This window comes from Rhizorhabdus wittichii, from assembly GCF_017607425.1.
GTDB classification, from domain to species: Bacteria; Pseudomonadota; Alphaproteobacteria; order Sphingomonadales; family Sphingomonadaceae; genus Rhizorhabdus; species Rhizorhabdus wittichii.
Genome location: NZ_CP059319.1, coordinates 1318964 through 1338224 on the forward strand (window position 1 = coordinate 1318964; position 19261 = coordinate 1338224).

Genomic DNA, 19261 nt, shown 5'->3' on the forward strand with positions numbered 1-19261 from the left:
GCTCAGGGGCCCGCCGGAACCGGCACCCCACGGACAGTGCGCCGCTCGCAGAACCAGGCGAGGATCGGCCGCTCGATCAGCAGATAGCCGATCAGGCCGGCGGCGATCCCGCCGACGATGCCGAGCGCGATCGTCGGCGCCTGCGGAAGGCCGAGCCGCCAGCCGATCCGGATCGTCACCGAGATGGCGAGCGTGTGCCAGATATAGATCGAATAGCTGGCGTCGCCGAGCAGCAACGGCAGCCGCCACTCGCCGATCGCCGCGCGCCGTTCGAGCGCCAATATGCTCGCCAGCAGCAGCGCGGCGGGGATGCCGAAGCCGATCGCACGCGGGAGCTGCGGCGCGTGGAACGCCACCCAGCCGACCGCCGCCAGCGCGACCAGCGCGCTTCCCCAGCCCAGCCAGCGCGGCCAGTCGCCGGGACGCTTCCACAGGATGCCGAGCCAGCAACCGCCGGCGAATTCGAGCAGGATCGGATCGGTGTAGAAGGTGGCGAGCGCGCTGGTCGGATCGAGCAGCGGCCGCAGCGTCACCAGCCCGGCGAACAGCAGCGTCAGCGCCGCGACCTGTCGGACCTGCCGGCCGAGCGGCAGCAGCGCCGCGAACAACAGGTAGAAGGCCATTTCGAAGTTGAGCGTCCAGCCCGGCACGAGCAGCGGCCAGACATGGCCGTTGCTGGGCGAGGTCCAGGGCAGGAACAGATAGGAGGCGAGGACATGGTCCGCCTCCAGCCGGACCTTGGGGAAGGCGCCGGCCAGCGCGGCGGCGAGCATGACGCTGGTCGCGATCCAGTAGACGGGGACGATCCGGCGGACCCGGTCGGCGAGGAAGGCGATCGGGCGCGTCTCCGGCCCGCTGATCGCGACCATCAGGAAGCCGCTGAGCAGGAAGAACAGGTCGACCCCGGCCTCGCCGGCATGGAAGTTCAGCCCGGACCGCCCGGCCGCGTGGAACAGCACCACCGCCACCGCCGCAAGGCCACGCAGATATTGGAGACCCAGCAGCTTCCGCATGGCTGAGGTTTAGAGCGGACCGGAATCGAAAGCCAACGGATGCACCCCATTCTTCCCACGCGTCATCCCGGCGGAGGCCGGGATCTCGGGAGGAAAAGAGATAAGGTTGCCGCAGGAGACGCCCGAGATGCCGGCCTCCGCCGGCATGACTGGCATGGGCTTTGCCTTACCCCGCGATCAGGTCGAAGGCGCGGTCGGCGATCGCCTCGGGCTTGAGCGGGCCGGCGGGGTCGTACCAGTTGCCGGTCCAGTTGATCATGCCGAACAGCAGCATGGTCCGCGCCCGCGCCTCGCCCTTGTCCCCGGCGAGCGCGGGATCGATCTCGACCAGCAGCGCCTGCACCGTGTCGACGATGCGGCGCTGCTTGGCGATGATCGCCGCGCGCCGGTCCTGCGGCAGGTTGTCGAGCTCGTTCAGCAACACCTTCTGCCGCGACGCCGCGCCGACATAATCGGCCATGAACAGCCGCAGCAGCCGGCGCAGGCGATCGCGCGCCGCGCCGGCTTCGCCCATCGCGGTCTCGACGCTGTCCACCAGCCCGTCGATATGCGAGGCCATGACCGCGTAGAGCACGTCCTCCTTCGACGGATAATAATGGTAGAGCAACGACTTGGAGGTCTTGCAGGCCTTGGCGATGTCCGACACCGACGCGCCCAGGAAGCCGCGCTCGGCGAACAGCTCGGCCGCCTTCTCGACGATCGCCTCGCGTCGTTCCTCATAATCGGCCGCCTGCGTCCGCGCCATTATCGCCCCGTTGCCATTTCCAATGCGAAAGAACGGACTAGCGGGTGTTGGCGGCACGTCAACCGCGCTGATCCACCGGTGATGGCGATCGCTATCGGCCCTCCCTCACGACGGCCAGTTTTCGAGCGTCTCGACGAAGGCCGAGAGCCAGCCGTTGGTCTGGTGCCCGTCGACCACGCGATGGTCGATCGTCAGGGAGACATAGGCGAGCGACCGGATCTGGATCGTGTCGACGCCGTCCACCTCGCGCACCACGACCCGCTTCTCGGTCTTGCCGATGCCGAGGATCGCCGACTGCGGCTGGTTGATGATGATCGGCGTCGCGAACAGCGATCCCGACACGCCATGGTTGGAGATGGTGAAGGTGCCGCCGCGCATGTCGGCCGGGGTCAGCTTGTTGGCGCGGGCGCGCTCGACCATCTCGGTCAGCCGCTTGGCGATGCCGAGCAGCGACAGCTCCTGGCATTTCGAGACGACCGGCACCACCAGCCCCTTGTCGCCCAGCGCGGTGCCGATGCCGATGTTGACGTCGTCGAAGATATCGAGCCGGTCGTCGTGCCAGCGGCTGTTGATCGCCGGCGCCGCCTTCATCGCCGCGACGCAGGCCGCGATGAAATAGGCGGTGAAGGTCAGGTTCGCGCCCTCCGCCGCGAAGGCCGCCTTGTGCTTGCGGCGATGCGCCATGATCGCGGTGAAGTCGCATTCGAACATCGCCGTGACGTGCGGAGCGACCGTCACGCTGTTGAGCATGTTCTGGGCGATCGCCAGGCGCATCCGATCGTGCGGGATCGATCGCACGCCGCCCGCCGATGCGGGAGCCTCGTCACGCGCGGCGGCCGGGGCGGGAACCGGCGCAGGCCTGGGAGCCGGCGCGGCGGCTCGCTCGGCGACCGCCTTGTCGACGTCGGCGCGGGTGATCCGCCCCGCCTTGCCGGTGCCGGTGATCGTCGCCGGATCGATGTCGTGCGTCCGCACGGCGCGGCGCACCGCAGGGGACAGCGCCAGCGCCATGCTCTTGTCGCCCGGCGCGGCCGGCGCCGGGGAAGATGCCGGAGCCGGGGCGAACCCCGCCTCCCCAGGCTCGGCCCCGGCATCCCCGGAAGCGGCCGGGACTCCCGCGTCCTGCGCCGCCTCGTCACCGACCTTCAGGCGGCCGAGCAAAGCGCCAGGCTCGGCCTCCGCGTCGGATTGCAACAGGATCTCGGCGATCACGCCGGCGGCCGGCGCGGGCACTTCCTGGGTGACCTTGTCGGTCTCCAACTCGACCAGCGGATCATTCTCCTCGACCCGGTCGCCGACATTGCGGAGCCAGCTCCGCACGATCGCCTTGGTGCCCTCCTGCTCGGCGGGCACGAAAATATCGATATATCCCATCTCTGCCCCCTCGATCAGAACGCGATCAGTTCGTCGATCTTCGCGCGGATGCGCTCGACCGACGGCACCGCCCAATCGAGCAGCAACGGATTATGCGGGCTGGGAATGTCGGGCATCGTCACCCGCGCGACCGGCGCGTCGAGGTCCATGAACGCCTGGTCGGCGACCACCGCCGCGATCTCCGCGCCGAAGCCGGCGGTCTGGAGATCCTCGTGCACGATCAGGCAGCGGCGGGTGCGGCGAACCGAATCCAGCACCGCCTCGCGGTCCCACGGCATCAGCGTGCGCAGGTCGATGACGTCGGCCGAGACGTGCGCGGCCGCATCCTCGCAGCGCGGCACCATCGCGCCCCAGGTGACGATGGTGATGTCGCTGCCCTGCCTGGTGAACTTCGCCTGGCCGAACGGCAGCACGAAATCGTCGCCCGGATAGGGCCGCCGCGCCCAGGCGAGGTCGAGCAGGTTGCGATGCTCGAAGAAGATCACCGGATCGTTGCCGCGCAGCGAGGCGCGCAGCAGGCCGACCGCATCCTCGGCGTTGGACGGCACCGCGACCTTCCAGCCGGGATTGTGGACGAACGCCACCTCGTTGGTCTGGCTGTGCCAGGGATCGCCGCACTTGAAGAAGCCGCCCGGGATTCGAACCACCATCGGCGCCGCGAAGCGGTTGTTGGTGCGCCAGCGCATCGTGCCGCAATCGTTGATCTGCTCGGTCGCCGGCTCGGCATATTTGCGGAACTGGATCTCCGGCACCGGCATCAGCCCGGCGAGCGCCATGCCGACCGCGCGACCGATGATGCCCTCCTCCGACAGCGAGGTGTCGAACACCCGCTCCGTGCCGTATTTCTCCTGGAGGCCGAGCGTCACCGCATGGACGCCGCCCTTCGGCCCGATATCCTCGCCGAACAGCACGACCTTGTCGTTGATCGACAGCTCATGGTCGAGGGTGCGGCGGATCGCGGTCACCATGTTGATCCGCTGCCCCTCGGGCCTGGGCTCCCCGGTCGCGGCGGGCGCGACATAGCCGTGCAGCGCCATGCCACCCTCGGCCTGCATCTCGCCTTCGAAGAAGACGTTCTTCATCACGCTTTCGGGCTGCGAGACCGGGCGCGCGCGCGCCTCCTCGCAGGCGGCTTCGGCGGCGGCCTGCGCATCGCCCTGCAACCTGTCCCACTCGGCCTCGCTCAGCACAGCGGGGACCAGGTAGGACTTGAGCTTGGGCAGCGGATCGCGCGCCCATTCGGCCTCGACGACGTTGGACGACTTGTAGGTCTGGGTGTCCTGGAAGCTGTGGCCCTGGAGGCGCGGCACGGTCAGCCGCAGCATCGCGGGCGCGCGCCGGTCGCGGACATAGGCGGTCGCCGCGTCGACGAGGCGCGCGGCCTCGGCCGGGTCGGTGCCGTCGCCCGAGAATATCTCGAGCCCCTGCCAGCTTCCCAGATTGGCGGCGATGTTGCCGCCCGGCGTCTGGAAGGTCGAGGGCACCGAGATGCCGAAGCCGTTGTCCTCGATGTAGAAGAGCATCGGCAGCTTCTGCGTCGTCGCGATGGTCAGCGCCGCCCAGAAGCCGTTCGATGCGACCGAACCGTCGCCGCCGAGCACGACCGCCAGCGCCTTGTCATAGGCGGGGTCCTTCACGACGGTGCGGTAATATTCGATCGCCTGCGCCCAGCCGGCGGTCGGCGTGTATTGCGCGCCGACCCCGCCGCACATCGGCAGGGCCGAGGCGCCGTCGGGGTTGGGGAAGTTGAACACCACGCCGATGTCGCGGCCGTCCGAATAGCCGCCCGCGCGGCCCATCGCCGAGCCGAGCGCGTCGGCCACGTCGACGCCGAGCGCGAGCAGCAGCGGGCGCGAACGATAATAGCCGCAGCTCGCATCCTGCGGATTGTCGAGCCGGCAGCCGAGCAGGATCTGCCCCATGTCGTGGCCGCGCGCCGAGAACTGGTAGAGCACCTCCTTCTCGGGAACGAGCCGGGTCTCCTCCATCTTGTCGAGCGCGCGCGACAGGTGGACGAGATAGGCGACGCGCTTCCAGTCGACATTATCGTCGGGGGCGTTGCGGAGCGGCTGCTTGAGCGCGGCGGTGGCCATGGGGAAACTCCGTCTTCGGTCAGCGGACCGCCGCGAAGGCGGCGGCGAGCGGGGCGAGCTTGGCGGGGGTGAGGCCCGCGATGTTGATGCGGCCGGACCCGGCCATGTAGATGGCGTGCCGCTCGCGCATCGCCTTCACCTGGTCGGGCGAAAGCGGCAGGGTCGAGAACATGCCCTTCTGCCGCCCGATGAAAGCCAGCGCCGGATCGAGCGCGGCGAGCCCGGCGCGCATCGCGGCGATGCGGGCGCGGACCTCGTCGAGCTCGGCCAGCCATTGCGCGCGCAGCTCGGCGCTTTCGAGGATCAAACGCACGACCGCCGCGCCATGATCCGGCGGCATCGACCAGTTGGCGCGGGCGAGGCTCAGCAGGTTCGACTGGACGACGGCGGCCGCCTCGGGCTCGGCGGCGAGTATGAACAGCGCCCCGACCCGCTCGCGATAGAGGCCGAAATTCTTGTCGCAGCTATAAGCGACCAGCAGCTCCGGGCAGTGGCGCGCGACGATGCGGACGCCCTCGGCATCCTCGTCCATCGACGCACCGAGGCCCTGATAGGCGAGGTCGATGAAGGGCAGCAGCCCGCGCTTCGCCATCAACGCGCCGAGCGCCTCCCACTGGTCGGCCGTGAAGTCGGCGCCGGTCGGGTTGTGGCAGCAGCCGTGGAGCAGCACGACGTCGCCCGGCACTGCCGTTTGCAGCGCGGCGAGGACATCGTCGAAGCACAGTTCTTGCGTGTTCAGGTCGATATGGCGGTGCTGGCGGAGCGCGAGCCGCGCCGCCGCGAAGATCGGCGCATGGTTCGGCCAGGTCGGGCCACCGACATGGATGACCGCATCGGGATTGTTGCGGGCGATCAGCTCGGCGCCCAGCCGCAGCGCGCCGGTGCCGCCCGGGGTCTGGAGACCGGCGAGGCGGGCGCGCGGCGCGGCGTCGCCGAACACAATCGGCGCCAGCCCCTCGAAGAAGCCGATATCGCCTTCGGGCCCGACATAGGCCTTGGTCGGCTGCTCGGCGAGCAGCTTCGCCTCGGCGGCCTTCACCGCCGCGAACACCGGGGTATGCCCGGCCTCGTCCTTGTAGACGCCGACGCCGAGGTCGATCTTGCTGGCGCGCGGGTCGGCCGCATAGAGGCCGATCAGAGCCAGCAGCGAGTCCGAAGGCTGAAGCTCGAGCCGGCCGAACAGCGCGCGCGGCGGCGCCACGGTCGTCTCGTCGAGGGTGATCATCGTCGGCCGCTCCTTCGGACATGCATTTCCTGTGGATTTTTTATCGCATGCAGCCGAAAGATGTCGTTCAAACTTAGGCATGATAACGCCAGATATGAAATCAGCGTTTCACATTATCGGATTTGATGATGGAAAAAGTTCAGCTCGATTCGATCGACCGCAAGCTGCTCCGGGTGCTGCAGCGCCGCGCCGACATCAGCCAGGCGGCGCTGGCCGAAGAGGTAGGGTCCTCCCCCGCGTCCTGCTGGCGCCGGCTGAAGGCGCTGGAGGAGGCCGGCGTGCTCGGCCCGACCGTCCGGCTGCTCAACCCGCAGGCGATCGGCAAGACGCTCGACGTGGTCTGCCAGGTGCGGATGAAGGCGCACGACGTCGAGAGCCGGTCGGCGTTCGAATCCTTCATCGTCGGCCGCGAGGAGGTGATGGAATGCCTCTCCATGTCCGGAGAGTGGGACTATCAGATCCGCGTCACCGTCAGCGACATGGCGGAATATGAGGATTTCCTGATGCGCCGCCTGCTCGCCCAGCCGGCGGTGGCGCATTCGGCGTCGCACTTCGCGCTCAAGCGCATCAAGTCGACCACCGCGATCGCGGTGTGACTTCCCCACCTCCCCCGTCATGCCAGCGAAGGCTGGCATCCATGTCTGTCGTCTCCCGGATGGCATCTGGCTGATGAGAGACATGGGCCCCTGCCTTCGCAGGGGCGACGGTGAAGTTGGGAGGCCTCAGAAGCTGTACCGCGCCTGCACGCCGAACCAGCGCGGGGTGGCGTAGGTGCCGTAGGAGCCGCCGAGCGGCGGGGCCGAGACGTCGAAGGCGAAGGTCTTGCGCGCCTTGTCGAACAGGTTGTTGACGAAGCCCGCCAGCTCGAAGCCGCTGTCGGCGAACTTCAGCGACACCCGCGCATTGGCCAGCCAGCTTCCCTTGATCAGGGTCGCCTGCGCATTGGTGAGCTGGGCGTAGAAGTCGTCGGTGTAGATCGCGTTCATCGTCCCGCTCAACTGGCCGAAGCCGAGGTCGAAGCGCTTCGTCGCGGCCAGGTTGATCGTATAGTCGGGCGACTGCGGCGCCTTGCGGTCGACGAGGCGGGTGCCGATCGGGATGCCCTTCACATTGGTGTGGAGCAGCGCCAGGCCCGCATCGAACTGGAAGCCCATGCCCGGCCGCGCCGACAGCTCGAAATCGGCGCCGTACATCTTCGCGCTGGTGTTGAAGAGCGTGAAGTTGAAGCCACGCTGGTCGAACGCCTGATAGTCCGAATAGTCGTAATAATAAGTGGCGCCGTTAAGCCGCAGGCGGCGATCGAAGAACTCGAACTTGCCGCCCACTTCATAGGCCATCAGGTTCTCGCCCTTGAAGCGGAAGCCGGTGAGCGGCGCCTGCCCGACGAAGCCGGCATTGTAGTTGAACGCCTTGTAGCCGCGATTGATGCTCGCATAGAGCAGCGTGTCGCTATTAGGCTTGTAATCGAGCGCGAGGCGGCCGGAGACGCCGGTCTCGCCATGCTTGTCGGTGGTGACGCCGGCCGAGGCGAGCGATCCCGGCGCGATGAAGACCGGGCACAGCGGGCCGGTGCAGACCTCCGAGTAATAATATTTCTTCTCGTCGCGGGTGACGCGGATACCGGCGGTCAGCTTGAGCTGCTCGGTCAGGTCATATTCCGCCTGCCCGAAGGCCGAGTAGGATTGGGTGTCGACGCTGTAGTCGGCGCGCGGATAGGTGCCGAAGGCCGGCAGGTTGAAGCCCTGGAAATAGTCGCCCTTGATGTTGAGATAATAGAGGCCGGCGGTCCAGCGGAACGCGCCCTCATCCTCGATCAGGCGGATTTCCTGGGTGAAATGCTTGGCCTTGGCGTTCTGCCCGAAGATGCCGATGTCGATCGGCGAGAAGTCGTTGTCGGCCGCATATTCGCTGTCGAGGCTCTGGTAGCTGGTGACGGTCGCAAGCGAATAGCCGCCGCCGAGATCGAGGTTGATCTTGCCGCCGACCGTCCAGGTCTCGCGGGTGAAGCGGCCCGCGAAGTTGAACGAGCCGGTATAGGGATCGCCGTCGGCGTCGACATAGCCGAAGCCGGTCGGCGAGCCGGGCGGCAGCAGCACGCCGAGCCCGTCCGCGTCCTGCGCGGCGCCGGTGATCATCGCGCCGCCGGTCGCGACCGGCCGGATCTTGTACCAGTCGGCGAACAGGTTGACGGTCAGCCGGTCGTTCGGCTCGATCTTCACCTGGCCGCGCGCCGCCAGCGTGTCGTTGGCCAGGATGTCGGGACCGATGTCGTTCTTGATATAACCGTCGGCCTTGTTCTTGAGCACCGCGATGCGCGCCGAGACGCCCTCGCCCAGCGGGCCGCCGACCGCCGCCTCGACCCGGAACTGGTCGTAGCTGCCATAGGTCGCGTCGACGAAGCCGTTCAATTCGTCGGTCGGCTGGTTGGTGATGACGTGGATCAGGCCGCCGGTCGCGTTGCGGCCGAACAGCGTGCCCTGCGGCCCCTTCAGCACCTCGACCCGGCTGACGTCGAACAGCTCCTGCACGCTGGTGGCGTTGGAGGGCTGATAGACCTCGTCGACATAGAAGGCGTTGGCGGGCTCGATATGGCCGGCGAAGTCGTTCTGCGAAACGCCGCGGATCGAGATCAGGCCGGCGACCGGCGGGCCGCCCGGCGCGGTGAACTGCAGGCCCGGCGTCATCGCCGCCAGGTCGGTCGAGTTGCGCAGGCCCAGCTCGGTCAGACGGTCGCCCCCCAGCGCCGTCACCGCGATGCCGATATCCTGCACGTTCGCGGCGCGGCGGGTCGCGGTCACGACGATCTCGTCGACCGCGTCGTCGGCGGCCGGTGCCGCCCTGTCCTGCGCGAAAGCGGGCATGGACAGGCCCGCGACGGCCAGCGCGAAGCCGCAGGCCGCCGAACGGAACGCCCCGATGCTGTCTTTGAACACTCTTGCCTCTCCCCGATAGGCCGGACCACGACGACAGGCCGGCACCTTTTTGGAACGGAGCCTATCTGCATCGGGGCGGGTGCGCTGCCTATGACGGGAAATACTCACCCGCTGAAGGTGCAACGACATGGACGCAAGGCCCGTGGCGGCGTAGAACCGACCCCGGTTATCGAAGGCGGTTCGCCGCCGCAGGCCGCGCCAGACGGCCCAGCGACGAGGGAGGAGGAACGAAGACGACCATGTCGAAGCAGAGTTTCACCTCCGCCCCGTCGGCCAGCCTCTACGAGAAGATCCTGTCCTGCGACGGGCTCGACGACATCGGCGGCCACATCCTCGAGCCGCTGGTCGACGCGCTCGGCGCGACCAGCGCGGTCTTCATCCAGATGTTCGCCTCCCCGCTCGGCGACCGCCATTTCGGCGCGCACAGCTATGTCGGCCACAAGCCGGGATCGGTCGGCGTCTACCTCGACGAGTTCCACAAGCTCGATCCGGTCATGCGCCCGGCGATGGACTGGCTCGACGATCCCAAGCGCCCGCTGCCCAACATGCTGACCGGATCGTTCAAGCGCATCCTGGAGCAGAACAGCTATTATGGCAGCAGCTTCCTGCAACCCTTCGACGTCGGCCATGTCGTCGCCTTCGTCCTGCCGATGAACACCGCCTTCGAGACCCAGCTCGCCTGCGTCGGCTTCCACCGCCGGCTCGACGATCCGGCCTTCTCGGCCGATCAGATCGGCTGGTTCGAGCGGCTGGGGCCCGCGCTCCGCTCGGTGCTCTACGTGCTTGCCGCGAAGGAGGCTATCACCCTGTCCGAGACGATCGCGATGGCGGCGAAGGAGGCCGGCAACGATTTCGGCTTCCTGATCTTCGACGAGGACCTGGTGATCCGCAACGCCAATGCGCGCGGCATGGAGGATATCGGCGTCGGCGGCGCGGACAGCCGGGGGTCCTCGCTGCTCGGCGAGATCAAGCAGAAGCTGCTCGGCTGCGATCGCAGCGAAGGCGGCGCGCTCACCTTCCGCGCCGACATGCCCAAGCCGGTCGAGGTCGAGATCCGCAATTTCCATTCGGCCGACGGACGACTGTTCCATCTGGTCGTCACCAACGGAGCGGGCAAGCATCACGCGATCGACGGCGCCTGCCGCAAATTCGGGCTGACCGAGCGCGAGGCCGAGGTCGTGTCGCGGATCGCGGCGGGCAAGTGCAACGCGTCGCTCAGCCAGGAACTGGGCATCTCGCTGCGCACCGGCGAGAATCATCTGCGCTCGATCTACCGCAAGGTCGGGGTCGGCAGCCGGACGCAATTGCTGTCGCGGCTGCTCCAGATCCACTAGCTAGTCAGGCCGCCGGTTCCGCCGCCAGACAAACGGCGTGGCGGGCGCGCAGCGCCTTCTTGTCGATCTTGCCCGTCGCGGTGAGCGGCACCGCCTCGAACAGGATGCGGTCGGGCATCCACCAGCGGGCGATCCGCGGCGTCAGGAAGGTACGGACCATCTCGGCTGTCACCATCGCGCCGTCGTGCGCCTCGATCACCAGGATCGGGCGCTCCTCCCATTTCGGATGGTGGACGCCGACGACGGCGGCGATGCGCACGCCGGGCAGGCCGACGACGATATTCTCGATATCGATCGAGCTGATCCACTCGCCGCCCGACTTGATCACGTCCTTGGCGCGGTCGGTGAGGCGCAGGAAGCCGTCGCCGTCGATCGTGGCGATGTCGCCCGTGTCGAACCAGCCATCGGCGTCGGCGGCGTCCTCCTCCGCGCGGAAATAGCGCCGGATCGTCCAGGGGCCGCGCACCATGAGCGCGCCCGCGCTCTCGCCGTCATGCGGCAGCGCCGCGCCATCCTCGCCGACGATCCTCAGCTCGACGCCGAACTGCATCCGGCCCTGCCGAGTCCAGATGACGTCGTCGACATGATCGGCGCCCCGTTCGGCGAGCGCCGGGGTCGGCGTCGCCACCGCGCCGACCGGGTTGAGCTCGGTCATGCCCCAGAGCTGGAGCACCCGGACGCCATGGTCGCGCGCGAACCGTTCCGCCATCGCGCGCGGCACCGCCGATCCGCCGATGACGATGCGGTCGAGCTTACCGGTCCCCGCCCCGCTGCGCTGGAGATGATCGAGATACATCGTCCAGATCGTCGGCACGCCGCAGGTGAAGGTGACGCCCGCCGTCTCGACCAGCTCGTGCAGGCTGGCCGCGTCCATCCGGTCGCCGGGCAGCGCGAAGGCGCAACCGTTGAGCGCGCCCGCGAAGGGCAGGCCCCAGCCGGTCGCATGGTAGAAGCTGCTGCACGGCATGATGCAGTCGAACGCCCCCAGCCCGAAGGCCGAGCCGAGGCTCGCCGCCATCGCGTGCAGCACGGTCGAGCGGTGCGAGTAGAGCACGCCCTTGGGATGCCCGGTGGTGCCCGAGGTGTAGCAGAGGAAGGCCGCCGCCTTCTCGTCGAGCAGCGGCCAGTCGAACGCCGCCGTCTCGCGCGCCAGCAGCACCTCCCAGCTCTGCGCGCCGACCGAACCGGCGACGGTGCGTTCCTCGTCGCTGAACATCACATAATGGCGGACGGCGGGCAGCAGCGGCGCGAGCCGTTCGACGAGATCGGCGAAGCTGCGCTCGTAGAACAGCATCGAGCTGCCGGCATGGTCGATCGTATAGGCGATCTGCTCGTCGGTCAGGCGCGGGTTGGCGGTGTGCAGCACCGCGCCGATCCCCGGCGCGGCGAACATCAGCTCCATGTGGCGATGGCCGTTCCAGCCGAGCGAGCTGATCCGGTCGCCGGACCCGATGCCGAAGCGCCGCAGCATATGCGCCGCCTGCGCGGCCCGCGCCGCCAGCCCATGATAGTCGTAGCGCCACAGCGGCTCGTCGACGACCCGCGACAGGATCGCCCGCCGCGGATGCGCCGCCGCCGCATGGGCGAGCAGGCCGCTGATCAGCAGCGGCCGATCCTGCATCAGTCCGAGCATTTCGGGGCCTTCGTGGTAAATGACCGCGTCATCCCGGCGAAAGCCGGGATCTCATTTCTCTTCGCTCCCTCCGTCCGAGGCGCGGAAAGACAGGGAGATCCCGGCTTTCGCCGGGATGACGAAGAGGAAACACTCACCAGTCGGCGGGCTTGTCGATATGGTCGGCGGCGTTGCCGGCCACCGCCATCTCGTACATCAGCTTGGCGTCGACGATCGCCGCGACGCTGCCGTCGGCATTATAGCCGACCAGCGGGCCGTTGACGGTGGCGAACATCACCATGCCGTCGGGATCGGTATCGGGGATATGGTTGATCCCGCCCGCCTCGCGGACATACCAGCCCGCGCGGCCGCGATCCTCGCCATAGCCGAAGCCGCCTTCGAGCAGGATGCCCTCGACCCCGCCGATATGGCCGTGGACCGGCGCCTCGTTGCTGGGCCCGACCTTGAGCAGCAGGGTGAAGCCGCCGGTCAGCGCATTGACGTTGAGCAGCTTGAACCAGGTCTCCGGCATCACCCAATCGAGCCAGGGCAGCTTGCCGACGTCATGGAAGGCCGGGCGGTGGAGCTTGGTCTGGGCGATATCGGGGCTGTCGCCCTTGGTGAGCAGCACCATGGTCACGTCTCCTAATGGCTGTTGTCCCGGCCACAGTGGCCGCATCGTCCGGCACGGGAAATGACGGGGAACACCTACGCCCGCCGCCTTCGCCGGCCTGAGTGGTTCCCGCTATTTGCCCCTCCCCGCCCGCTGCCTAGCCTCGGCCCGGATCAACGAAGCGGGAGGAAGCGGGGCCGTGCGCCTGAAGGACAAGATCGCGATCGTCACCGGCGGCGCGTCGGGCATCGGCCGGGCGACGGCGCTGACCTTCGCCCGCGAGGGCGCCCGCGTCGCCGTCGCCGACATCGACGCGGCCGGCGCCGCGCGCACCGCCGCCCAGATCGGCGAGCAGGCGATGGCGATCGCCTTCGACGTCGCCGACGAAGCCGCCTGGGCCGATGCCGCGCGGCGCACGGTCGATCGCTTTGGCCGGCTCGACATCCTCGCCAATATCGCCGGGATCGGCTTTCCGGGCACGATCCTCGACTTGACCATGGACCAGTGGAACAGGATGATCGCGGTCAACCTGACCGGCGTCATGCTCGGCTGCCAGGCGGCGATCCGCGCGATCACCGCCAGCGGCGGCAGCGGCGCGATCGTCAACGTCTCCTCGCTCGCCGGGCTGGTCGGCATCGCCGACGTCGCCGGCTATTGCGGGTCGAAGGGCGGCGTGACGACGCTCAGCAAGTCGGTCGCGCTGTTCTGCGCCGAACGCGGCCTGCCGATCCGCTGCATCTCGGTCCATCCCACCTATGTCGACAGCGAGATGCTCGATCCGATCGCCGATGCGGTCGGCGGACGGCAGGCGATGGTCGACGCGATGGCGCGCCTCGTGCCGATCGGCCGGATCGCGACGCCGCAGGACATCGCCAACGCCATCCTCTTCGCGGCCTCCGACGAAGCTGCGATGATGAGCGGGCATGCGCTGGTCATCGACGGGGCCCAGTTGGCGGGCCCCACCAGCGCCCATTCGAAAGGCTGAACATGAGCGGACGGGTTTCGGGCAAGGTCATCATCGTCACGGGTGCGGCCGCCGGGCTGGGCGCGGCGATCGCGCGGCGGCTGGCCGAGGAAGGCGCCACCGTGGTCCGCACCGACATAGCGGGCGGCGACGGCGTGATCCGCCAGGACGTGACCGACGAGGGCCAGTGGCAGGCGCTGATCGCCGACGTCGTCAGGGCGAACGGCCGGCTCGACGGCCTCGTCAACAATGCCGGCATCGCCGACGGCAAGGGCCCGCCCGATCCGGAGGGCGCGCTGGCCGAGGATTGGCGCCGCATCTACACGGTCAATGTCGAGGGCGTGTTCCTCGGCTGCAAGCATGCGATCCCCGCCATCGCGGCGGCCGGCGGCGGCGCGATCGTCAACATGTCGTCGATCGGCGCGCTGGTGCCGACGCCCTTCCTGTCGGCCTATGGCGCGTCGAAGGCGGCGGTGATGCAGTTCACCCGCTCGGTCGCGCTCCATTGCTGCGAGCAGGGCCATGCGATCCGCTGCAACAGCGTCCATCCCGGCCAGGTCCGCACCCCGATGCACGACGAACTGATCGCGCGCACCGCCGCCGAGCACGGCCTCGACGAGGCGCAGGCGGCCGAGGCCTTCCTGTCCAAGGTGCCGATGAAGAAATGGCAGGAAGCCGTCGACATCGCCAACGGCGTGCTCTTCCTGATGTCCGACGAAGCCCGCTTCGTCACCGGCACCTCGCTGGTGGTCGACGGCGGCATGAGCCTCACCAACTAGGGAATCCCATGGATCAAATCCTCGACTTCGGCCAGCCGATGGGCGGCATCATGCAGATGGCCTATATCGTCCCCGACATCCGCCAGGCAATCGAGCAATATCGCGCGCGGCTGAAGACCGGCCCCTGGTTCGTCATCGACCATTTCCCACTGTTCGAGGCGCAGTATCGCGGCCGGCCGTCGGAGTTCGACGTCAGCCTCGCCCTCACCTATTCGGGCTCGATGTGCGTCGAACTGATCCAGCAGAACAATTGGGAGACGCCCTCGGTCTATACCGAGGTGCAGGCGAAGCGCGGCTGGGGCTTCCACCATTTCGGCGTCTCCTGCCGCGACTTCGACGCCGACGTCGCGCATTACAAGGCGCTGGGGCATGAGATGGCGCTGTACGGCGTCGCCGGGGTCGGCGCCCGCGCCGCCTATATGGACACCAGCGACGCGCTGCCCGGCATGATCGAGCTGATCGAGATGACCGACAAGACCGAGGCCTTCTTCACGATGATGAAGACGGCGGCGGAGAATTGGGACGGCAGCGACCCGGTGCGCGTACTGGGCGCCTAGCCCCCGCGCCCCATCACCCGTCATTCCAGCGAAAGCTGGAATCTCCCTCCTCTTCGCCACCTCCTCCCGCAAGCAGCGGAAAAGGAAGGGATATCCCAGCTTTCGCCGGGGTGACGTCTAAACTGCCCAGTCGGCGATGTTCTCCGCCTGGCCGATCAGCGCGAGGCCGTGCGCGATCGAGGTCAGCTCGCCGCCCGCGCCGATCCGCTCCTCGCCGAAGCGGCGCTCGAACGACCGGCGGATCGCCGGGATCAGCGACGAGCCGCCGGTCAGGAAGACGCGGTCGATCGCCTCCGGCGTCACCCCGGCGCGAAGCAGCGCCGCGTCGACGGCGGTTTCGATCCGGGCGATGTCGAGGGCGATCCAGCTTTCGAAATCGGCGCGGCTGACCTCGCTCGCGATGTCCAGCCCGCCGCCGGTGAAGCGGAAGCCGGCATGCTCCTCGGTCGACAGCGCGCGCTTGAGTTGGCCGACCGCGTCGTAGAGCGCATAGCCCAGTTCATTCTCGATGATCGCGATCATCCGGTCGATCGCCGCCGGCTCGACCGCGCTGCGGCGCAGCTTGCCCAGCTCGTCGAGCGTGCGGCGGTTGCGCATCAGCGCCAGCTTCGACCAATCCGAGAAGTCCGAGAAATAACCGGCTGGAATTTCGAGGATCTTGTCGAAGGATCGATAGGAGCCGCCCTTGCCGAGCAGCGGCAGCACCAGCCGCTCGACGATCCGGCTGTCGAAGCGGTCCCCGGCGATGCCGACGCCGGTCGAGCTCAGCGGCACGCAGCGCGGACGCGCCTCGGGCTCGGCGACCCGGACGATCGAGAAATCGCTGGTGCCGCCGCCGAAATCGGCGACCAGCACGGTTGTCGGCTCGGTCAGCCGCGCGGCGAAGCTGAACGCGGCGCCGAGCGGTTCGTAGACATAATGGACCTCGGCGCCGAAGCCCGCGAACATCCGGTCGTAGCGCTCGCGCGCCAGCGCCGGATCGGCCCGCGCGCCAGCATAGTCGACCGGCCGCCCGACGACGATCCGCGCCCCGCGCCCGTCGAGCGCCCCGCCCGCATGCGCGGCGAGATGCGCCAGGAATATCTGGCCCAGCTCCTCGAAGCGGAAGCGCTTGTGGAACACCGAGGCCTGTTCGAACAGCGGACTGGCGGCAACCGACTTGAACGACTGGATGAAGCGGCTGCCCTGCGGATAATCGAGATAGTCGGCGATCGCCCAGGGCCCCGCCGCATGCCCCAGCCCGCCGCGCTCGTCCTCGTCCTGCCAGAAGCAGAGCGCCGAGCGGAACACCGACCCGGTCGCCTGCTCGCCCGCGAACGTGACCAGTTCCGCCGCCCCGTCGTCCCGCGAAACCGCGGCGACGGTGTTGGTCGTGCCGAAATCGAGGCCGATCGCGCGGCCGGCATTTTCCTCCCGCATCAGAGCTTCATCACTCCGACGCCTTCGATCGCCTTCTCGACCGTCTCGATCGAAACGCCGAACACCTTGGCGAGGCCCTCGACCGTCGCCCCGCGCATCGCGAGCTGGCGCATCCGGCTGATGTCGACATTGGTGCGGTAGTTGCGGGTGTCGCGCACCACCTTGGCCTCGCCGGTACGGGCGAGCGATCCCGAGGCGCGGCGCTTCGGGCGATCCTCGCGCGCCTCGGCCAGCGCGGCGCGGCGTTGCTCGTCCTCGGCGCGGCGGGCGTCGCGCGCCTGTTCGCGCAGGCGGGCGGCCTCGTCGCGCTCGGCGGCTCGGCGGTCGCTGCGCGCCTGCGCGGCTTCGGCGCGCTCGGCCGACCGGCGGCCCCGTTCTTCTTCCCGGTTGCGCGCCCGGTCGTCGTCCATCGGTTTTTCCTCTGCTTCCCCGTTGCTCGCAAATGCGGCTCGCCCGGTCGCAAGCCGGGCGGCCTTGTTCGGGCCGTTCATCGATCAGTCAACGAAATTCTCTATCGTCCGCTTCGCCCCCGAACGTCGCAAGCGAACAAGATAATGTTGGTAAAACAGAGAGATATCTCCGAAAATATTCCGCAGGAAATCGGGGAGGAATCCTCCTACTTCCTGCTCCGCGCCCGACAGGAAGTGGAACGGTCCGAAGCCGCCACGGCGCCGCAGGCCGTCGCCGCCCATCGCGAACTCGCCATGCTCTATTCGGTCAAGGCGCTGCTCGCCCATGCCGATGCGGATGCCGACGACGAGCCCACCTGATCAGTCGATGATCGCCGGCAGGAATTCGCTGACCCCCGAGAAGCCGTAACGCTGATAGGCGCGCTGGCGATAGGTCAGCACCGTCGCCCGGCCGATGCCGAGCTCGGCCGCGATCTCGTCGGCGTTGCGGCCCGCCAGGGTCCGCGCGCAGACCTGCAACTCGCGGCCGCGCAGGTCGGGATGGACGCGCGCCAGCCGCCGTTCGAGCCGGTCGGCAAGGCTGGCCTCCGGCTGGTGCGGCTTCTGCGCGATCGCCGACAGCGCCACGCTGGCCAGCGCCGCCAGCCGCGCCGCGCCCTGCCATTCGGCGGCGCCGCGCCGGTACATGCTGAGGAACAGGCTCTCCTCGCTCCCTCGCCAGCCGAAGCAGAGCTTGTCGGCGAAGGCCGGCTTGTCGAAGCAGATCGCGCGATAGTCGTGCAGCAATATCTGGCTGGCATGGACCCGCCGCGCGAACACCGCGCCGACCGGGGTCTCCGCCCAGATGCCGCGCGCCGGATCGTCGCGGTAGAAACGGCGGGCGAAAATCTCCGCCCGCTCGTCCGAGCGGTCGAGCCCGCTCGACGAGGCGACGACCCGCGGCTTGCCGTCGGCGCCGAGCCGATAGGCGAACACCTCCTCGACGAAGTCGTAGCGCTGCGCCGCCGCCAGCAGCACGTCGCCGAACGTCTCGCGGCCCGCCGCCTCGATCAGCGCCGCGCCGACATTGGGGTCCACCGGTTCGGGCAATCCGCTCCACGCCATCGCCGCTTTTCATAGCAGCCGCGCCGCGCCCGCGCGAGTCCTGTCCATAGCTCTATGGACATGGAGCGATCGGCCGCGCGCTATAGCCGATGCCGACAGATCACCCGAGAGGAGACGGACATGGCCAAGCCCTTCGCATCGTCGGCCGACCTTGCCGAGAAGAAAGAAACCCTCGAGATCCTCGCCGACGGCGTCTACGCGCTGACCGCCGAGGGCGACCCCAATGTCGGCGCGATCGAGGGCGAGGATTTCCTCGTCTGCTTCGAGGCGCGCGCCACCCCGGCCGCCGCGCGCGACTGGCTGGCCAAGCTGCGCGAGCACACCGACAAGCCGATCAAATATCTGGTGCTGACCCATTATCACGCGGTCCGCGTGCTGGGCGCGAGCGCGTTCGGCGCCGAGCAGATCATCACCAGCGAGACGACCCGCAAGCTGATCGAGGAGCGCGGCAAGCAGGATTGGGACAGCGAATATGGCCGCATGCCGCGCCTGTTCAAGCAGCCCGAGGAGATCCCCGGCCTGACCTGGCCGACCAAGACCTTCGAGGACGATTTCTCGATCGAGCTGGGCGGCGATCGCGGCCGCATCGACCTGCAATTCTGCGGGCGCGGCCATACCGCCGGCGACATCGTCGCCTGGCACGAGAAGAGCAGGACGCTGTTCGCGGGCGACCTGGTCGAGGCCGAGGCGGCGCTCTACACCGGCGACGCCTTCCACTTCGACTGGTCGTCGGGCACGCTCGACAAGGTCAAGGCCTATCGCTCGGAGAACCTGATCGGCGGGCGCGGCGCGGTGGCCAAGGGCGTCGCGGCGACCGACGCCGCCGTCGAGCAGACCCGCGAATTCCTGAAGGTCATGATCGAGCAGACCGGCGCGGTCCACAAGCGCGGCGGCACGCTGAAGGAGGCGTTCGAGGCGACCCACGCCGCGCTCGGCCCCAAGTTCGGCCGCTGGCCGATCTTCGAGCATTGCCTGCCGTTCGACGTACAGCGCCTGTGGGACGAGTTCGACGGCATCGACTGGCCGCGCATCTGGACGATGGAGCGCGACCGAGAGGTGTGGGACCTGCTGCAGGGATAAGCCGCC

The 19261-nt window shown here is 68.4% G+C and carries 18 protein-coding genes; 7 read left to right on the forward strand and 11 right to left on the reverse strand.

Features of this window, described 5'->3' with window-relative positions:
- Positions 1–2: 2 nt before the first annotated feature.
- The 5 genes from HRJ34_RS06360 to HRJ34_RS06380 all read right to left on the reverse strand — a co-directional run bounded on the left by HRJ34_RS06360 (position 3) and on the right by HRJ34_RS06380 (position 6450).
- Positions 3–1013, reverse strand: coding sequence for an acyltransferase family protein (locus HRJ34_RS06360; RefSeq protein ID WP_208633623.1), 1011 nt, complete (start codon positions 1011–1013; stop codon positions 3–5).
- 166 nt (positions 1014–1179) lie between these two features.
- A complete protein-coding gene (locus HRJ34_RS06365) occupies positions 1180–1758 on the reverse strand; it encodes a TetR/AcrR family transcriptional regulator (RefSeq protein WP_016745191.1) in 579 nt (192 codons plus the stop codon).
- A gap of 105 nt (positions 1759–1863) precedes the next feature.
- Complete coding sequence (locus HRJ34_RS06370) at positions 1864–3132, reverse strand: dihydrolipoamide acetyltransferase family protein (protein ID WP_208633624.1); 1269 nt, start codon at positions 3130–3132, stop codon at positions 1864–1866.
- A gap of 14 nt (positions 3133–3146) precedes the next feature.
- On the reverse strand, positions 3147–5225 hold the full coding sequence (locus HRJ34_RS06375; protein ID WP_208633625.1) for a transketolase C-terminal domain-containing protein: 2079 nt from the start codon (positions 5223–5225) through the stop codon (positions 3147–3149).
- 19 nt (positions 5226–5244) lie between these two features.
- Positions 5245–6450, reverse strand: a complete 1206-nt coding sequence (locus tag HRJ34_RS06380; protein WP_208633626.1) for an amino acid aminotransferase — start codon at positions 6448–6450, stop codon at positions 5245–5247.
- Positions 6451–6575: 125 nt separating this feature from the next.
- Here HRJ34_RS06380 and HRJ34_RS06385 point away from each other — a divergent pair, with 125 nt between their 5' ends.
- Positions 6576–7046: an Lrp/AsnC family transcriptional regulator gene (locus HRJ34_RS06385; RefSeq protein WP_011951611.1), complete on the forward strand. Its 471-nt coding sequence runs from the start codon at positions 6576–6578 to the stop codon at positions 7044–7046.
- A 126-nt stretch (positions 7047–7172) separates the two neighbouring features.
- Here the strand turns inward: HRJ34_RS06385 and HRJ34_RS06390 are convergent, their stop codons facing one another.
- Positions 7173–9383 (reverse strand): TonB-dependent receptor, encoded by a 2211-nt coding sequence (locus tag HRJ34_RS06390; RefSeq protein WP_226949072.1) that lies wholly within the window; start codon positions 9381–9383, stop codon positions 7173–7175.
- A gap of 239 nt (positions 9384–9622) precedes the next feature.
- Here HRJ34_RS06390 and HRJ34_RS06395 point away from each other — a divergent pair, with 239 nt between their 5' ends.
- Positions 9623–10717 carry a helix-turn-helix transcriptional regulator gene (locus HRJ34_RS06395; RefSeq protein ID WP_208633628.1) on the forward strand — a complete coding sequence of 365 codons (1095 nt, stop codon included), beginning with the start codon at positions 9623–9625 and terminating at the stop codon, positions 10715–10717.
- A gap of 4 nt (positions 10718–10721) precedes the next feature.
- Here the strand turns inward: HRJ34_RS06395 and HRJ34_RS06400 are convergent, their stop codons facing one another.
- Together HRJ34_RS06400 and HRJ34_RS06405 are read right to left on the reverse strand one after the other, a co-directional pair.
- Complete coding sequence (locus HRJ34_RS06400) at positions 10722–12350, reverse strand: long-chain fatty acid--CoA ligase (protein ID WP_208633629.1); 1629 nt, start codon at positions 12348–12350, stop codon at positions 10722–10724.
- A 133-nt stretch (positions 12351–12483) separates the two neighbouring features.
- On the reverse strand, positions 12484–12963 hold the full coding sequence (locus tag HRJ34_RS06405; protein ID WP_011951615.1) for a 2,4'-dihydroxyacetophenone dioxygenase family protein: 480 nt from the start codon (positions 12961–12963) through the stop codon (positions 12484–12486).
- Positions 12964–13141: 178 nt separating this feature from the next.
- Here HRJ34_RS06405 and HRJ34_RS06410 point away from each other — a divergent pair, with 178 nt between their 5' ends.
- From HRJ34_RS06410 to HRJ34_RS06420, 3 genes are read left to right on the forward strand one after another with little or no spacing between them, the layout of a single operon-like run.
- Positions 13142–13927 carry an SDR family NAD(P)-dependent oxidoreductase gene (locus HRJ34_RS06410; RefSeq protein WP_208633630.1) on the forward strand — a complete coding sequence of 262 codons (786 nt, stop codon included), beginning with the start codon at positions 13142–13144 and terminating at the stop codon, positions 13925–13927.
- Positions 13928–13929: 2 nt separating this feature from the next.
- Positions 13930–14685 (forward strand): SDR family oxidoreductase, encoded by a 756-nt coding sequence (locus tag HRJ34_RS06415; RefSeq protein WP_208633631.1) that lies wholly within the window; start codon positions 13930–13932, stop codon positions 14683–14685.
- 8 nt (positions 14686–14693) lie between these two features.
- The gene (locus HRJ34_RS06420; RefSeq protein ID WP_208633632.1) at positions 14694–15242 is read left to right on the forward strand and encodes a VOC family protein; all 549 of its coding nucleotides are present in this window, start codon (positions 14694–14696) and stop codon (positions 15240–15242) included.
- Between the two features lie 117 nt (positions 15243–15359).
- Here HRJ34_RS06420 and HRJ34_RS06425 read toward each other — a convergent pair whose 3' ends face one another.
- Together HRJ34_RS06425 and HRJ34_RS06430 are read right to left on the reverse strand one after the other, a co-directional pair.
- Positions 15360–16661, reverse strand: a complete 1302-nt coding sequence (locus HRJ34_RS06425; protein ID WP_208633633.1) for an Hsp70 family protein — start codon at positions 16659–16661, stop codon at positions 15360–15362.
- On the reverse strand, positions 16661–17071 hold the full coding sequence (locus tag HRJ34_RS06430; protein ID WP_208633634.1) for a hypothetical protein: 411 nt from the start codon (positions 17069–17071) through the stop codon (positions 16661–16663). The genes HRJ34_RS06425 and HRJ34_RS06430 overlap by 1 nt, the downstream gene beginning before the upstream one ends.
- Positions 17072–17215: 144 nt before the next feature.
- Between HRJ34_RS06430 and HRJ34_RS06435 the strand changes: the two genes are divergently transcribed.
- Positions 17216–17431: a hypothetical protein gene (locus HRJ34_RS06435; RefSeq protein WP_011951620.1), complete on the forward strand. Its 216-nt coding sequence runs from the start codon at positions 17216–17218 to the stop codon at positions 17429–17431.
- Here HRJ34_RS06435 and HRJ34_RS06440 read toward each other — a convergent pair whose 3' ends face one another.
- Complete coding sequence (locus HRJ34_RS06440) at positions 17432–18175, reverse strand: helix-turn-helix transcriptional regulator (protein ID WP_029994691.1); 744 nt, start codon at positions 18173–18175, stop codon at positions 17432–17434.
- A gap of 120 nt (positions 18176–18295) precedes the next feature.
- On the opposite strand from HRJ34_RS06440, the gene HRJ34_RS06445 reads away from it, so the two are divergent.
- Complete coding sequence (locus HRJ34_RS06445) at positions 18296–19255, forward strand: MBL fold metallo-hydrolase (RefSeq protein WP_029994692.1); 960 nt, start codon at positions 18296–18298, stop codon at positions 19253–19255.
- Positions 19256–19261: the final 6 nt, after the last annotated feature.

Excerpts from the sequence above, each read along its gene's own strand:
- HRJ34_RS06420 (WP_208633632.1), top strand. The coding sequence starts at position 14,694 with ATGGATCAAATCCTCGACTTCGGCCAGCCGATGGGCGGCATCATGCAG.
- HRJ34_RS06415 (WP_208633631.1), top strand. The coding sequence starts at position 13,930 with ATGAGCGGACGGGTTTCGGGCAAGGTCATCATCGTCACGGGTGCGGCC.
- HRJ34_RS06370 (WP_208633624.1), bottom strand. The coding sequence starts at position 3,132 with ATGGGATATATCGATATTTTCGTGCCCGCCGAGCAGGAGGGCACCAAG.
- HRJ34_RS06440 (WP_029994691.1), bottom strand. The coding sequence starts at position 18,175 with ATGGCGTGGAGCGGATTGCCCGAACCGGTGGACCCCAATGTCGGCGCG.
- HRJ34_RS06435 (WP_011951620.1), top strand. The coding sequence starts at position 17,216 with ATGTTGGTAAAACAGAGAGATATCTCCGAAAATATTCCGCAGGAAATC.
- HRJ34_RS06360 (WP_208633623.1), bottom strand. The coding sequence starts at position 1,013 with ATGCGGAAGCTGCTGGGTCTCCAATATCTGCGTGGCCTTGCGGCGGTG.
- HRJ34_RS06380 (WP_208633626.1), bottom strand. The coding sequence starts at position 6,450 with ATGATCACCCTCGACGAGACGACCGTGGCGCCGCCGCGCGCGCTGTTC.
- HRJ34_RS06400 (WP_208633629.1), bottom strand. The coding sequence starts at position 12,350 with ATGCTCGGACTGATGCAGGATCGGCCGCTGCTGATCAGCGGCCTGCTC.
- HRJ34_RS06365 (WP_016745191.1), bottom strand. The coding sequence starts at position 1,758 with ATGGCGCGGACGCAGGCGGCCGATTATGAGGAACGACGCGAGGCGATC.
- HRJ34_RS06405 (WP_011951615.1), bottom strand. The coding sequence starts at position 12,963 with ATGGTGCTGCTCACCAAGGGCGACAGCCCCGATATCGCCCAGACCAAG.
- HRJ34_RS06430 (WP_208633634.1), bottom strand. The coding sequence starts at position 17,071 with ATGGACGACGACCGGGCGCGCAACCGGGAAGAAGAACGGGGCCGCCGG.
- HRJ34_RS06395 (WP_208633628.1), top strand. The coding sequence starts at position 9,623 with ATGTCGAAGCAGAGTTTCACCTCCGCCCCGTCGGCCAGCCTCTACGAG.
- HRJ34_RS06425 (WP_208633633.1), bottom strand. The coding sequence starts at position 16,661 with ATGCGGGAGGAAAATGCCGGCCGCGCGATCGGCCTCGATTTCGGCACG.
- HRJ34_RS06445 (WP_029994692.1), top strand. The coding sequence starts at position 18,296 with ATGGCCAAGCCCTTCGCATCGTCGGCCGACCTTGCCGAGAAGAAAGAA.
- HRJ34_RS06375 (WP_208633625.1), bottom strand. The coding sequence starts at position 5,225 with ATGGCCACCGCCGCGCTCAAGCAGCCGCTCCGCAACGCCCCCGACGAT.
- HRJ34_RS06385 (WP_011951611.1), top strand. The coding sequence starts at position 6,576 with ATGATGGAAAAAGTTCAGCTCGATTCGATCGACCGCAAGCTGCTCCGG.